The 11916-nt window shown below is 71.5% G+C and carries 10 protein-coding genes; 4 read left to right on the top strand and 6 right to left on the bottom strand.

Features of this window, described 5'->3' with window-relative positions; translation table 11 throughout:
- Window positions 1-84 precede the first annotated feature (84 nt).
- The 4 genes from N8I86_RS31030 to N8I86_RS31015 all read left to right on the top strand — a co-directional run bounded on the left by N8I86_RS31030 (window position 85) and on the right by N8I86_RS31015 (window position 3658).
- The gene (locus N8I86_RS31030) at window positions 85-750 is read left to right on the top strand and encodes a M15 family metallopeptidase (RefSeq protein WP_123440305.1); all 666 of its coding nucleotides are present in this window, start codon (window positions 85-87) and stop codon (window positions 748-750) included.
- Window positions 751-869: 119 nt separating this feature from the next.
- Entirely contained in the window at window positions 870-1550 is a 681-nt protein-coding gene (locus tag N8I86_RS31025) for an RNA polymerase sigma factor (protein ID WP_263279237.1), read from the top strand.
- Complete coding sequence (locus tag N8I86_RS31020) at window positions 1538-2719, top strand: C40 family peptidase (RefSeq protein WP_263279236.1); 1182 nt, start codon at window positions 1538-1540, stop codon at window positions 2717-2719. The genes N8I86_RS31025 and N8I86_RS31020 overlap by 13 nt, the downstream gene beginning before the upstream one ends.
- Before the next feature lie 201 nt (window positions 2720-2920).
- Window positions 2921-3658: a hypothetical protein gene (locus N8I86_RS31015; RefSeq protein WP_263279235.1), complete on the top strand. Its 738-nt coding sequence runs from the start codon at window positions 2921-2923 to the stop codon at window positions 3656-3658.
- A gap of 70 nt (window positions 3659-3728) precedes the next feature.
- Here N8I86_RS31015 and N8I86_RS31010 read toward each other — a convergent pair whose 3' ends face one another.
- From N8I86_RS31010 to N8I86_RS30985, 6 genes are all read right to left on the bottom strand, one after another.
- Window positions 3729-5906, bottom strand: coding sequence for a discoidin domain-containing protein (locus N8I86_RS31010; protein WP_263279234.1), 2178 nt, complete (start codon window positions 5904-5906; stop codon window positions 3729-3731).
- A gap of 50 nt (window positions 5907-5956) precedes the next feature.
- Window positions 5957-7564, bottom strand: coding sequence for a glycoside hydrolase family 13 protein (locus tag N8I86_RS31005; protein ID WP_263279233.1), 1608 nt, complete (start codon window positions 7562-7564; stop codon window positions 5957-5959).
- A 33-nt stretch (window positions 7565-7597) separates the two neighbouring features.
- Window positions 7598-8476, bottom strand: coding sequence for a carbohydrate ABC transporter permease (locus N8I86_RS31000; protein WP_263279232.1), 879 nt, complete (start codon window positions 8474-8476; stop codon window positions 7598-7600).
- Window positions 8473-9426, bottom strand: a complete 954-nt coding sequence (locus N8I86_RS30995; RefSeq protein ID WP_263279231.1) for a carbohydrate ABC transporter permease — start codon at window positions 9424-9426, stop codon at window positions 8473-8475. The genes N8I86_RS31000 and N8I86_RS30995 overlap by 4 nt, the downstream gene beginning before the upstream one ends.
- Before the next feature lie 5 nt (window positions 9427-9431).
- Window positions 9432-10784 carry an ABC transporter substrate-binding protein gene (locus N8I86_RS30990; protein ID WP_263279230.1) on the bottom strand — a complete coding sequence of 451 codons (1353 nt, stop codon included), beginning with the start codon at window positions 10782-10784 and terminating at the stop codon, window positions 9432-9434.
- A 131-nt stretch (window positions 10785-10915) separates the two neighbouring features.
- A complete protein-coding gene (locus N8I86_RS30985) occupies window positions 10916-11914 on the bottom strand; it encodes a LacI family DNA-binding transcriptional regulator (RefSeq protein WP_198960363.1) in 999 nt (332 codons plus the stop codon).
- Window positions 11915-11916: the final 2 nt, after the last annotated feature.

The following is an 11916-nucleotide window of genomic DNA, read 5'->3' as shown; positions in this document are numbered from 1 at the left end:
CGGAGCGGCCCTGCAGAACCCCTGCTCGGCCGCTTGCAGAGGACCTGCAGAGCGGCTGCAGAGGCCCCCGGCAGGCTGTTCACCGTGACGGACATCATCCCGCTCTCCGACCCGCGGGTCGCCGAGGTCACCGAACGCGAGTGCGGTGAACCACTGGTCGACCTGCGCGACACGTCCGAGCTGCTGCTCGACCGGCGGCAGGCCGACGACACGGGTGCCTACGCCCACCTCAGGTCCGGGGCGCTGCGGCGCCTGGTGCTGGCGCAGGACCTGCTGCCGGCCGGCGTCCGCCTCCTGGTGGTGGAGGGGTACCGGCCGCCGGACCTGCAACTGCGCTACTTCGACAGTTACGCGCGGACGCTGCGCCGAAGCCACCCGGACGCCGGGCCGGCCCTCATCCGCGAGCTGGCCAGTGCCTACATCTCCCCGCCGGAGGTCGCCCCGCACGTCAGCGGCGGCGCGGTGGACCTGACGCTGTGCACCGCCGACGGCACCGAACTGCCCCTGGGCACCGAGGTGAACGCGACCCCGGAGGAGAGCGGCGGCGCCTGCCGCACCGCGGCGCCCGGTATCGGCGCCGAGGCCCGCGCGCACCGCGAGCTGATGGCCCGGGTGCTGACCGCGGCCGGGTTCGTCAACTACCCCACCGAATGGTGGCACTGGTCCTACGGCGACCGGTACTGGGCGCTCATGCGCCGCGCCCCGGCCGCCCGTTACGGCCCGGCGGCACCTCCTCTTCCGGCCGCGTGACCGGCGGACCGGCGGACACCACGAGGCGCCGGCCTCCCGTGCCGTGCCGCTACGAGGCGGACCGTACGGCACGGCGGCGGGCGCGCACCGCAGCACGATCGACCGACGGGGGAACATCCATGGACACCACTGGCGGCACCTGCGCGCCGGCGACGCGTGAGCGGGCCGGTTTCGGACCGCGCGAGTTCGACGCCTCCTTCACCGCCGACATGCCGAGGCTGCGCAGACGGCTGATGGCACTCACCGGCAATCCGCACGACGCCGACGACCTGGTGCAGGAGACGTACCTGCGGCTCTCCCGCCGCGCCCACGCCCAGGCGCTCGGCGAGCAGCGCCACCCGTACGCCTACACCTGTACCGTCGCGCTCAACCTGCTGCGCGACTCCTGGCAGCACCCCTCGCGCCGGGAGCGGGCCACGGACCGGCTGCCGGAGACCGGCTGGGACGGCGGACTCGGCCGCTACGAGGCGAACGCCACGGCCCTCGCCCTGCTCGGCATGCTCTCCCCGAAGGAGGCGGCCGCGGTGATCCTCGTCGACCTGGAGGGCCTGAGCCACGACTCGGCCGGTGAACGGCTCGGCGCCCACCGCGGCACCGTGCAGCGCAACCGGATGCGGGCGCTGGCCAAGATGCGGGCCGCGCTCACCGCACAGACCCCGGTGCCACGCCCCGACGGGGGTGGGGCGCGGCACCGGCAAGGCACCACGACGGCACCCGCCGTCGCGGCGCACACACCCCCCACCGCCGTCACGGGCCTCGTCGGTGACGGACCGTCGACGAACGAAGGATGTGCTCCTTGACCACCTCGACCGCCCGCCGGTTCCTCGGCCGGGCTTTCGCCACCGCCCTGGCGGCGGCCCTGGCCGCCTGTATCCCGACCGCCGCGAGAGCGGCCACCGCCACGCACCACGCGCCCGCCACCACCGCCTCGGCGCAGGCGAGTTGTGGTGTCCTCACGTCCGGCGCCTCGGCCACCGCCGAGGCCGCCGTGAACGCGGCCTGCTCCCAGATCGGCGTCTGGTACAGCTGGGGCGGCGGCCACGGGGCCACACCGGGCCCGACGTACGGCTACTACGACGGATCCGACCCGGACAGCATGCACGACGACGAGCGCCTGGGCTTCGACTGCTCCGGCCTGATGCGGTACGCCTACTACCGGGCCACCGGCAAGGACCTGCTCAACGGCACGGCGAACGACCAGTTCCACACCTCCAAGGCCGCGGCCCGGTTCTCCGCCGGCCAGGGCACCGGCCCGCTGGTCCCCGGCGACCTGATGTTCTGGGGCAGCGGGCACATCCATCACGTCGCCCTGTACCTGGGCGCCGGGCAGATGGTCGAGGCGTACGAGTCCGGTACGCACATCCGGGTCACCGCGGCGCGCACCGGCGGCGACTACGCGGGCGCCGTCCGCATCAACCCGACCGGCGCGCCCACTCCCCCGCCGGCGGACGGCGGCACGGTCTTCGAGACCTGGGGCACCGGGGTGCGCACCCACTCCACGCCGAGCGTGCGGAGCGCCGTCGTGGACACCTTCGCCGGCCCCACGCAGGTCTCGGTGCAGTGCCAGGAGCACGCCGAGACGGTCACCGCGGACGGCTACACCAACGACGCCTGGTCCAGGCTGTCCGACGGTTCCTGGCTGACCAACATCTACGTCAAGGGCCCGGCGTGGCTGCCGGGCGTCCCGGACTGCGGCGGTGACAGCCCCGCGCCGCCGAGCGGGGGCAGCAAGGCCCACCAGACGTGGGGTACCGGGGTGCGCACGCACAGCCAGCCGAACGTGAACGCGGCCGTGGTGGACTACTTCGCGCAGCCGACGACCGTCAACGTCGTCTGCCAGACGCACGCGCAGCAGGTCACGGCGGAGGGCTACACCAACGACGCCTGGTCCAAGCTGACCGACGGATCGTGGATGACCAACATCTACCTCAAGGGCCCGGCCTGGCTGACGGACGTGCCCACCTGCTGACAGAGCGCCCTCCCGGAGCCGGTCTCCCCGGTTTCGGGAGGGCGCATGCCCAGGGGCCGGTGCCCATGCTCCCGCACGGACGCGCACCGGTTCGGAGAAGTCCTCATATGGGGGGATCGAGAGGATGAACAGCGGTAATATCCGGCGCACATGACACCCGCCGGCCCCTTTTCGCGCCGGTGCGGGAGGGGGAGGACGACCATGATCCGCAAGTGTGCGCTGGCGCTCGGGGCGATACTGCTGGCGAGCGGCTGTGGCGGCTCCTCGCAGCACGAGTCGGGCGCCGGGCGGTCCCCGTCGGTGGACGCGTCCACCTCGTCGGCGTCCGACACCGCCTCGCCGACGCCGGAGGCCACCGGGTCCTCCCCGGAGCCGGCCCTCACCACCGAGGAGCCCGTCGAGGAGACGTCCGCCGAGGAGACCCCCGCCTCCGACCCCCTCGCCAGCGACGACGGGGAGGACACCACCGACGACGACACCGAGCCGGCCGGGGACGGCAGTGTGGACTGCGCCGGTCTGGCCGGCAGCGGGACGTTCACCGACCCGCTGCGACTCGGTTCGCTGGACGGCCCGGTGACCGCCCGGGGCTGCGCTCCGCTGACGCCGGGCTCGCCGTTCAACGTCCGCTACTTCTCGTTCACCCTGTCCGGCTCGCCCGGCTCGAACGCGCACGCCGGGGCGTCCTTCACCCTCACCCAGGACGCGCTCGGCCCGGTGTACCCGGCCATCGTCCAGCCCAACGGGTGGGTCCTCAAGCACAGTCTGGGGTCCGGGTACTGGACCGGGACGGAGCCCGACTTCACCGGCCGGTACCAGCAGATCGGGGACCTGGCGCCGGGCACGTACATCCTGCGCACGGAGAAACTCGACACCGCGCTGCACTCCATGACCACGCCGTCGTACGACGTCGTCGTGGACCCCGACTCCTCGTCCTACTGAGCCCCGCCGGGCCCCGCCGGGACGCACGCGTCCCGGGTGCCCTGAACCCGGGACGCGGCGGCCGAGGTGGTCAGGACGTCAGGTACGCCTCCACCTCGCTGAACTGCCCCGCCGGCCAGCCGGTGTTCGCGCTGACACTCAGGCGCAGGTAGCGCAGGTCCGTGCCGCTCGGCAGGGACACGGTCGCCGTGTTGCCGGTCGCCGGGTCGAAGCGGTAGCCCCGGGAGCCCACCACCGTGGCGTAGGCCGAACCGTCGGTGCTGCCGAGCACGGTGATCGTCTGCGTGCGGGCGCCCCAGGCAGCGGACGGGGGCAGCTTCAGCACCAGCCGGCGCACCGGGTACGACGAGCCGAGGTCGACCGTCCAGGCCTGCGGGAAGGCGTTGTTGGCCGACTCCCAGTACGAGTTGGCGTCACCGTCGGCCGCCTTGCCCGGCGTGTAGACGTCCTGGGAGCCGGTCGCGGTGGCCGGGCGGCCCTTGGCCAGATTGCGGCCCGGGTCGGGGTCCGGGTTGCCCTGTCCCGGTTGCGGCCAGGTGGAGCAGTCAGTCCAGGTGCTGGACCAGCCGGAGTTGCCGCCGCCGTCGGTGAGGGTGAAGGACCCGGAGTTCGCCGGGTACGGGCAGTTGTAGACGCCCGCCGCGCCCACCTGGGTGGCGGTGACGTTCCTGAAGGTGGCCGCGCCCTGCGCCTCGGCCTGGACGACGACCGTCCCGGTGTTGCGCACGGTCGCGCCGGTCACGTCGACGTTCCGCACCGGATAACCCCGTCCGCCGCCCGAGACGAACTCGAAGGCGCTGTACGGGCTGTCGATGATCGTCGTGTCGGTGATGTCGACGGTGGCGTTGACGGCGCTGTCGTACGAGTCGACGCGCAGCGCGCCCATGGGGTGGTTCCAGTTGGGGTTCATCGCGCCGGTGCGCACCAGGGTGTTGCCGTCGACGGTGATGGTGCCTGCCAGCGGGCTGAAGGGGTCGAGGAACTTCTGGTTGGAGATGGCGATGCCGCTGCCGAGGGCGTTGGTGTCGGAGACCAGGTTGTTCTTCACGGAGATGTCGGTGCCGCCGTAGATGGCGATGCCGTTGGCGAGGTTCGGCTGCGAGATCGTGTTGTTCTCGAAGCTGGAGTTCGTGTCCGGGGCGTACAGCGACCACATGGCGAGGGAGTCGTCGCCCTGGTTGCGCAGGAAGTTGTTGCGGACGCGGACCCCCTTGGCGGAGCCGTTGAGGTTGAGGCCGTCGGCGGTGGTGTCGAGGATGCGGCTGTTCTCCACCACCAGGTTGTCGTTGTTGCCGGTCAGCCACAGCCCGACCTTCAGGTGCTGGAGCCACATGCCGGAGACGGAGGAGTTCGGGCCGAGGGAGCCGTTGACGAAGTTGTCGGGGCTGGAGTCGACGCGTTCGGTGACCTCGCCGATGACCGCGAAGTCCTTGATGTGGACGTTTCCCGAGGAGCTGGTCTGGTCGACGAAGCGGGAGGTGCGCACGACCGAGTACCAGCTGCCGGCGCCCTGGAGGGTCACGTTCTGCACACCGCTCAGGGAGGACGTGACGCGGTAGTCGCCGGGCGGTATCCACACCGTGCCGCCCTGGGCGGCGGTGATGGCGTCCCGGAAGGCCTGGGTCGAATCGCCGTTGCCGCTGGGGTCGGCGCCCTTGGCGACGACCGACACCGAGCCGGCGGGCTGCGAGGCGGCCGCGGCGACCTGCTCGAAGTCGGCCACGTCGACGGTGACCTGGGTCCCCGTGGACTCGACGGCGACCTTGTCGCCGGCCTGGACGTCCCGGCCGAGCAGCAGGCGGGCGTTGTCGAAGAAGTGGTGCGTCTTCGCACCGGCGATCCAGCCGGTGTCGACGTACGAGTACTTGGAGGTCACCGGGATCGTCCTGGCCAGCCGGGTGCCGTTGACGTACACGTTCAGCGTGCCGGACTGGCCGTCCGGGACGCTGTAGGCGAGGTTCACCGCGTTGGCCGCGCGCGGCACGGTGAACTCCACCCGCTGCCCCGACGACAGCCGGACGGCCTGCCGGCCGGAGGCTTCCGAGGCGAGGGTGCCCTGGGTGTGGTCGGGGCCGATCTTCGTGCCGGTGGTCGTCGCCGACTCGGCCTCCACGGAGGTGAAGGGGAGGGTCGCGCCCGAGGCGGCGTGCGCGGCCGGGGCGACGGCGACGAGCATGCTGGCGGCGAGGGCGACGACCGCGCCGATGGCCGGCGTGCGCCGGAGATGTGCGGCGGTGCTGCTGTGCATGTGCTGATCCCTTCGTGGTGGGGGTGCGGGGGACAGCTGTGCGCGGCGGCTCAGGCCTGCAGCCAGGCCGCCGTGTCCTGCGGCAGCCGGCCGGTGTCGTCCAGCGGGCCGCTGCTCAGCAGGAGTCGGGAGTGCGCGGGGAGCCGGGCGGGCGTGGTGGCGAGGTTCACCACGCAGATCGCGCCGTCCGCGCGGGAGAAGGCGAGGACGCCGTCGGAGGCGGGCAACCAGGTCAGGGGGCCGTCGCCGAACACCGGGCGGGCGGCGACGGCCTCGCGGTACAGGGTGAGCACGCTGTGCGGATCGTCCCGCTGCCGGTCGACGGCGTACGACGGCCAGTCCGCCGGCTGCGGCAGCCACGGCTCCTCCTGTGAGCCGAAGCCCGCGTACGGCAGGCCGGCGGCCCACGGCAACGGTACCCGGCAGCCGTCGCGGCCGGGGTCGGTGCCTCCCGAGCGGAAGTACATCGGGTCCTGGACGCGGTCGACGGGGATCTCGGCCTCCGGCAGGCCCAGTTCCTCGCCCTGGTAGAGGTAGACCGAGCCGGGCAGGGCCAGGGACAGCAGGGCGGCGGCGCGTGCCCGGCGGGTGCCGAGCGCCAGGTCCGTGGGCGTGCCGAACGTCTTGGTGGCGAAGTCGAAGGCGGTGTCCTCGCGGCCGTAGCGGGTGACGGTGCGGGTGACGTCGTGGTTGCACAGCACCCAGGTCGCCGGGGCGCCGACGGGGGCGTGCTCGGCGAGTGTGGCCTCGATCGAGGCCCGCAGCCGGGCGGCCTCCCAGGGGCAGGACAGGAAGGAGAAGTTGAAGGCGGTGTGGAGTTCGTCGGGGCGCAGGTAGCGGGCGAAGCGCTCGGTGTCGGGGAGCCAGACCTCGCCGACGAACACACCGCCGTACTCGTCGGCCACGCGCCGCCAGGAGCGGTAGACGTCGTGGAGTTCGTCGCGGTCGACGAACGGGTGCGGCTCGGGGCGCGCGGCGAGGTCGGGCAGGTCCGGGTCCTTGGCGAGGAGGGCGGCCGAGTCGATGCGGACGCCGGCGACGCCCCGTTCGAACCAGAACCGCAGGATGTCCTCGTGTTCCTGGCGGACGGCCGGGTGCGCCCAGTTGAGGTCGGGCTGCTCGGGGGTGAACAGGTGCAGGTACCAGTCGCCGTCGGGGAGGCGGGTCCACACCGGTTCGGTGGAGCCGGCGAACTGTGACGGCCAGTCGTTGGGCGGGAGTTCGCCGTCCGGCCCGCGTCCGGGGCGGAAGTGGAACAGCTCGCGCTCCGGGCTGCCCGGCCCGGCGGCGAGGGCGGCCCGGAACCAGGGGTGCCGGTCGGAGACGTGGTTGGGCACGATGTCGACGATGGTCCGGATGCCCAGCTCGCGTGCCTCGGCGATGAGTTTCTCCGCCTCGGCGAGGGTGCCGAACGCCGGGTCGACGGCCCGGTAGTCGGCGACGTCGTAGCCGCCGTCCTTCATCGGTGACAGGTACCAGGGGTTGAACCAGAGGGCGTCCACGCCGAGTTCGGCCAGGTACGGCAGCCGGGAGCGGACGCCCGCGAGGTCCCCGGTGCCGTCGCCGTCGCCGTCGGCGAAGCTGCGGACGTACACCTGGTAGATGACGGCCGAGCGCCACCAGTCAGGGTCGTTCTGGGCATGGGTGGGCTGTCCCACGGAGCGTGCCTTTCGGTAGACGGGGCGGCGGTGTCAGCCCTTGGTGCTGCCCGCGCTGATCCCGGCGATGATGTGCCGCTGGAAGACGAGGAACAGGGCCACCATCGGGATGCTGGCGATCACCATCGCGGCGATGAGCACGGTGAGCTGGATGTTCTGCGACAGCTGCACGAGCGCCACGCTGATCGGCTGCTTGTCGGTGTCGGAGAAGACCATCAGTGGCCACAGGAAGTCCTGCCAGACGGCGACCAGGGCGAAGATGGACACCACGCCGAGCACCGGGCGGGACATGGGCAGCACGACCGACCACAGGGTGCGCAGCTTGCCGGCGCCGTCCATCTCGGCGGCCTCCAGCACGTCCCGCGGGAGCTGGTCGAAGAACCGCTTGAGCAGGTACAGGTTGAAGGCGTTGGCGACGGCCGGCAGCCAGATGGCGAGGGGGTCGTCGAGCAGGCTGGTGTGCACGAGCGGCAGGTCGGCGACCGTGAGGTACTTGGGTACGACGAGTGCCTGGGCCGGCACCATCAGGGTGGCGAGGATGCCGCCGAGGACCACCTTGCCGAAGGCGGGCCTCAGCTTGGACAGGGCGTAGGCGGCGGCCGTGCAGAACACCAGCTGGAAGGCCCATGCGCCGGCGGCCTGGACGAGGGTGTTCTCCAGGTGCCGCGGGAGCTCCATCAGGTCCCAGGCGTCGGTGTAGCCGCCGCTGTTCCAGTGTGCGGGCAGCAGGGTGGGCGGGGTGCGGGCCACCTCGTCGGGGGACTTCAGCGCGCCGGTCACCATCCAGTAGACCGGGAAGAGGAAGGCGAGCGCGAAGAGGAGCACGACGCCGGTGAACACCGCCCAGTAGGCGGCCTTTCCGCGCGGGCGGGCGAGGGTGGCCGGCGAGATCAGGGTGCGGGTGCCGCTCATGTGTCCCCCTCGGAGCGGGTGAGCCGCAGGTAGACCGCGGAGAAGGCGCCCAGCAGGAGCAGGAGCAGCACGCTGAGGGCGCAGGCGCCGCCGAAGTCGTTGTAGAGGAACGCGTACTTGTAGATGAGGTAGAGGACGGTGACGGTGGCGTTCTCGGGTCCGCCGCCGGTGATGACGAACGGTTCGGTGAACACCTGCATGGTGGCGATGATCTGCAGGAGCATCAGCATGAGGATCACGAACCGGGTCTGCGGGACCGTGACGTGCCGGACGCGCTGGAGCAGGTTGGCGCCGTCGAGTTCGGCGGCCTCGTACAGCTCGCCGGGGATGGACTGCAGGGCCGCCAGGTAGATGAGGACGGTGCCGCCCATGTTGGCCCAGGTGGCCACGATCACCAGGGAGAGCAGTGCGGTGTCGGTGCCGTTGGTCCAGTTCGAGGTGGGCAGGTGCAGCATGCGCAGCGTCTCGTTGGCGAGGCCGGCGCCGGGGTCGTAGAACCACTTCCACAGCAGGGCGCTGACCACGGGCGGGATCATCACCGGCAGGTAGACGACGACCCGGAAGAACGCCTTGGCGTGTCGGAGTTCGTTGAGGACGAGGGCGAGCAGGAAGGGGACGGCGAAGCCGACGAGCAGGGCCAGCAGGGTGAAGGTGAGGGTGTTGCGCCAGGCCGCGGAGAACTCGGGGTCGTGCAGGACGCGGGTGAAGTTGGCGGTGCCGACCCACTCGGGCGACGAGCCGGGTGTGTACTTCTGGAAGGCGATCACGACCGCGCGGATCGCGGGGTACCAGGAGAACAGGGCGAAGCAGATCAGTCCGCCGAGGAGGAACGCGTAGGCGCGGGCCTGGTCGGCCAGGCGGCGCCGCCTCCGGTCCCCTGCCGGAGGCGGCACCGGGACCGGGTGGGCGGCGGCCGGTGCCGGGGGCCGCCGCTCGGCCGTCTTCGTCATGCCGGTCAGCTCCGGGCCAGGATGCTGTCGATCTTGCCGGACGCCTCTTCGAGGAGCTGGTCGATGTCCGCGTCCTTCTTGGTGAGGACGGCGGAGACGACTCCGTCGAGGACCGTGTAGATCCGCTGGGCGTCCGGGGGCTCGATCTTCATCCGGAGCTTCTGGTTGCCGTCGAGGAAGGACTGGTAGTTCTCCACCGGGACGTTGGCGTTGGCCTTCTTGGCCTGCTGGTCCTTGGCGTCGGCGGCGCCGGTGAACAGCCGGGGCTCGGGCAGGCCGACCGGGGCGTCGTTCTGCTTGGCGCGGGCGTAGTCGCCGAGGAAGCCGGCGCCGGGGGTGAGGAACATGTGGTCGAGCCACTTCAGGCCGGCGCGGATCTGGGCCGGGGTGTCCTTCTTGTTGAACATGTAGCCGTCGCCGCCGACGAGGGTGCCCTTGCCGCCGGGCATGGGGGCGAGGGCGAGGTCCTTGTAGTTGCCGCCCTTCTCCTTGACGAGGATCGGGATGTTGTCCGGGGCGGAGAGGTACATGCCGAGCTTGCCCGAGCCCATCAGCTGCTGGACGTCGTTGATGACGAGGAGCTGCTTGCTGCCCATCGAGTCGTCGGTCCACCGCATGTCGTGGAGGTTGCGCAGGACGGCGTGGCCCTCGGGGGTGTCGACGGTGGCCTTCTTGCCGTCCGCGTCGACCACGTCCCCGCCCTGTGAGTACAGCTCGGCGGTGAAGTGCCAGCCGCCCTGGTTCTGGGCGCTGTAGTCGGCGTACCCGACGGTGCCGTGTCCGAGGGCGGCGATCCTCTTGGCGTCGGCGCGTACCTCGTCCCAGGTGGCGGGGGCCCTGTCGGGGTCGAGACCGGCCTTCTCGAAGAGCTTGCGGTTGTAGATCAGCCCCATGGAGTAGCCGGTGCGCGGGATGCCGTAGACCTTCCCGTCGACGGTGTAGATGTCCCGCAGCTGCTTCTGGATGGTCGCGTAGCTCTTCAGTTCCTTGAGGTACGGGGTGAGGTCGGCGGCCTGGCCGATGTCGACGACGTGCCGCGCGTCGGTGAAGTACGTGTAGAAGACGTCCTCCATCCGGCCGCCGGCGAGCTTGGCGTCGAAGGTCTTCGGGTCCTGGCAGGGGAAGGCGTCGTGCGCCACGACGTCGATGTCCGGGTTCTTCTTCTCGAAGGCCGCGACGTCGTCGTCGAAGAACTTCCGGTCGACCTTGGCGCTCTTCGGCGGCTCACAGTTGACGGTGATGCGCGTCTTGCCGTTCGCCGCGTCGTCGTCGCCCGACCCGCAGGCGGTCGCGGTGAGCGCGAGGGAGGAACAGACGCCGATCGCGGCGAAGGTGCGGCGGAACCCGGTGCTTCTCATCGGTGGACCCCTCAAGGCAGGAGCGGTGGGCGCCGCACACTCAAGCACCGCCGACACCTCTTCGCAAGATGCGGCGCAGAATCTGTAATTATTTGACAGCCAGGTGGAACTCTCCGTCGTGTCGGGGGATGTCAGTCGCGAGGCGCCTGCCCGGTGGATCCGCGCACCACGAGTTCGGGTTCGAACAACAGCTCCTCGGCGGGTACGGCGGTGCCGCCGATCTGCGCGTTCAGCAGCTCGACGGCCGCGCGCCCCATGGCCTCGATGGGCTGGCGGACGGTGGTGAGCGGGGGTTCGGTGCAGTTCATGAAGGCGGAGTCGTCGTAGCCGACGACGGAGATCCGGCCCGGGACGGCGTATCCCTTGCGGCGGGCCGCCCGCACGGCGCCGAGCGCGAGCGGGTCGCTGGCGCAGATCAGGCCCGTGACACCGCGGTCGATGAGCCGGGAGGCGGCGGCGTGCCCGCCCTCGATGGAGAAGATGGCGCGCGCGACGGAGTCCTCCGGCAGATCGCCGGCGAACGACCGCGCCGCGGCGAGCTTGCGGGCCGAGGGCACGTGGTCCTCGGGGCCGAGGACGAGGCCGATGCGCTCGTGGCCGAGGGAGGCGAGGTGCCGCCAGGCCTGCTCGACGGCGACGGCGTCGTCGCAGGACACGCTGGGGAAGCCGAGGTCCTCGATGGAGGCGTTGACCAGCACGACGGGGATGTTCCGCTCGGCGAGCAGCCGGTAGTGGTCGTGCGGCGCGTCGGCCTGCGCGTACAGGCCGCCGGCGAACACGACGCCGGAGACGTGCTGTTGGAGCAGCAGCTCCACGTAGTCCGCCTCGGAGACGCCACCCTTGGTCTGGGTGCACAGCACCGGGGTGAGGCCGAGCTGGGCGAGCGCGCCGCCGATGACCTCGGCGAACGCGGGGAAGATCGGGTTCTGCAGCTCCGGCAGGACAAGGCCGACGAGCCGGGCGCGTTCGCCGCGCAGCTGGGTGGGGCGTTCGTAGCCGAGGACGTCGAGGGCGGTGAGCACCGCCTGCCGGGTGGGCTCGGAGACTCCGGGCTTGCCGTTGAGCACCCGGCTGACCGTGGCCTCGCTGACCCCGACCTTCTTCGCCACTTCCGCAAGTCGTCGCGTCATGG

Source organism: Streptomyces albidicamelliae (genome assembly GCF_025642175.1).
Taxonomy (GTDB): Bacteria; Actinomycetota; Actinomycetes; order Streptomycetales; family Streptomycetaceae; genus Streptomyces; species Streptomyces albidocamelliae.
The sequence above is the reverse complement of the archived record's forward strand: the minus strand, read 5'-3'. Positions and strand labels throughout refer to the sequence as shown.

Bases quoted from the DNA above. Each gene is read 5' to 3' on its own strand.
- N8I86_RS31025 (WP_263279237.1), top strand. From the start codon at position 870: ATGGACACCACTGGCGGCACCTGCGCGCCGGCGACGCGTGAGCGGGCC.
- N8I86_RS31020 (WP_263279236.1), top strand. From the start codon at position 1,538: ATGTGCTCCTTGACCACCTCGACCGCCCGCCGGTTCCTCGGCCGGGCT.
- N8I86_RS31015 (WP_263279235.1), top strand. From the start codon at position 2,921: ATGATCCGCAAGTGTGCGCTGGCGCTCGGGGCGATACTGCTGGCGAGC.
- N8I86_RS31010 (WP_263279234.1), bottom strand. From the start codon at position 5,906: ATGCACAGCAGCACCGCCGCACATCTCCGGCGCACGCCGGCCATCGGC.
- N8I86_RS31000 (WP_263279232.1), bottom strand. From the start codon at position 8,476: ATGAGCGGCACCCGCACCCTGATCTCGCCGGCCACCCTCGCCCGCCCG.
- N8I86_RS30995 (WP_263279231.1), bottom strand. From the start codon at position 9,426: ATGACGAAGACGGCCGAGCGGCGGCCCCCGGCACCGGCCGCCGCCCAC.
- N8I86_RS30990 (WP_263279230.1), bottom strand. From the start codon at position 10,784: ATGAGAAGCACCGGGTTCCGCCGCACCTTCGCCGCGATCGGCGTCTGT.
- N8I86_RS30985 (WP_198960363.1), bottom strand. From the start codon at position 11,914: ATGACGCGACGACTTGCGGAAGTGGCGAAGAAGGTCGGGGTCAGCGAG.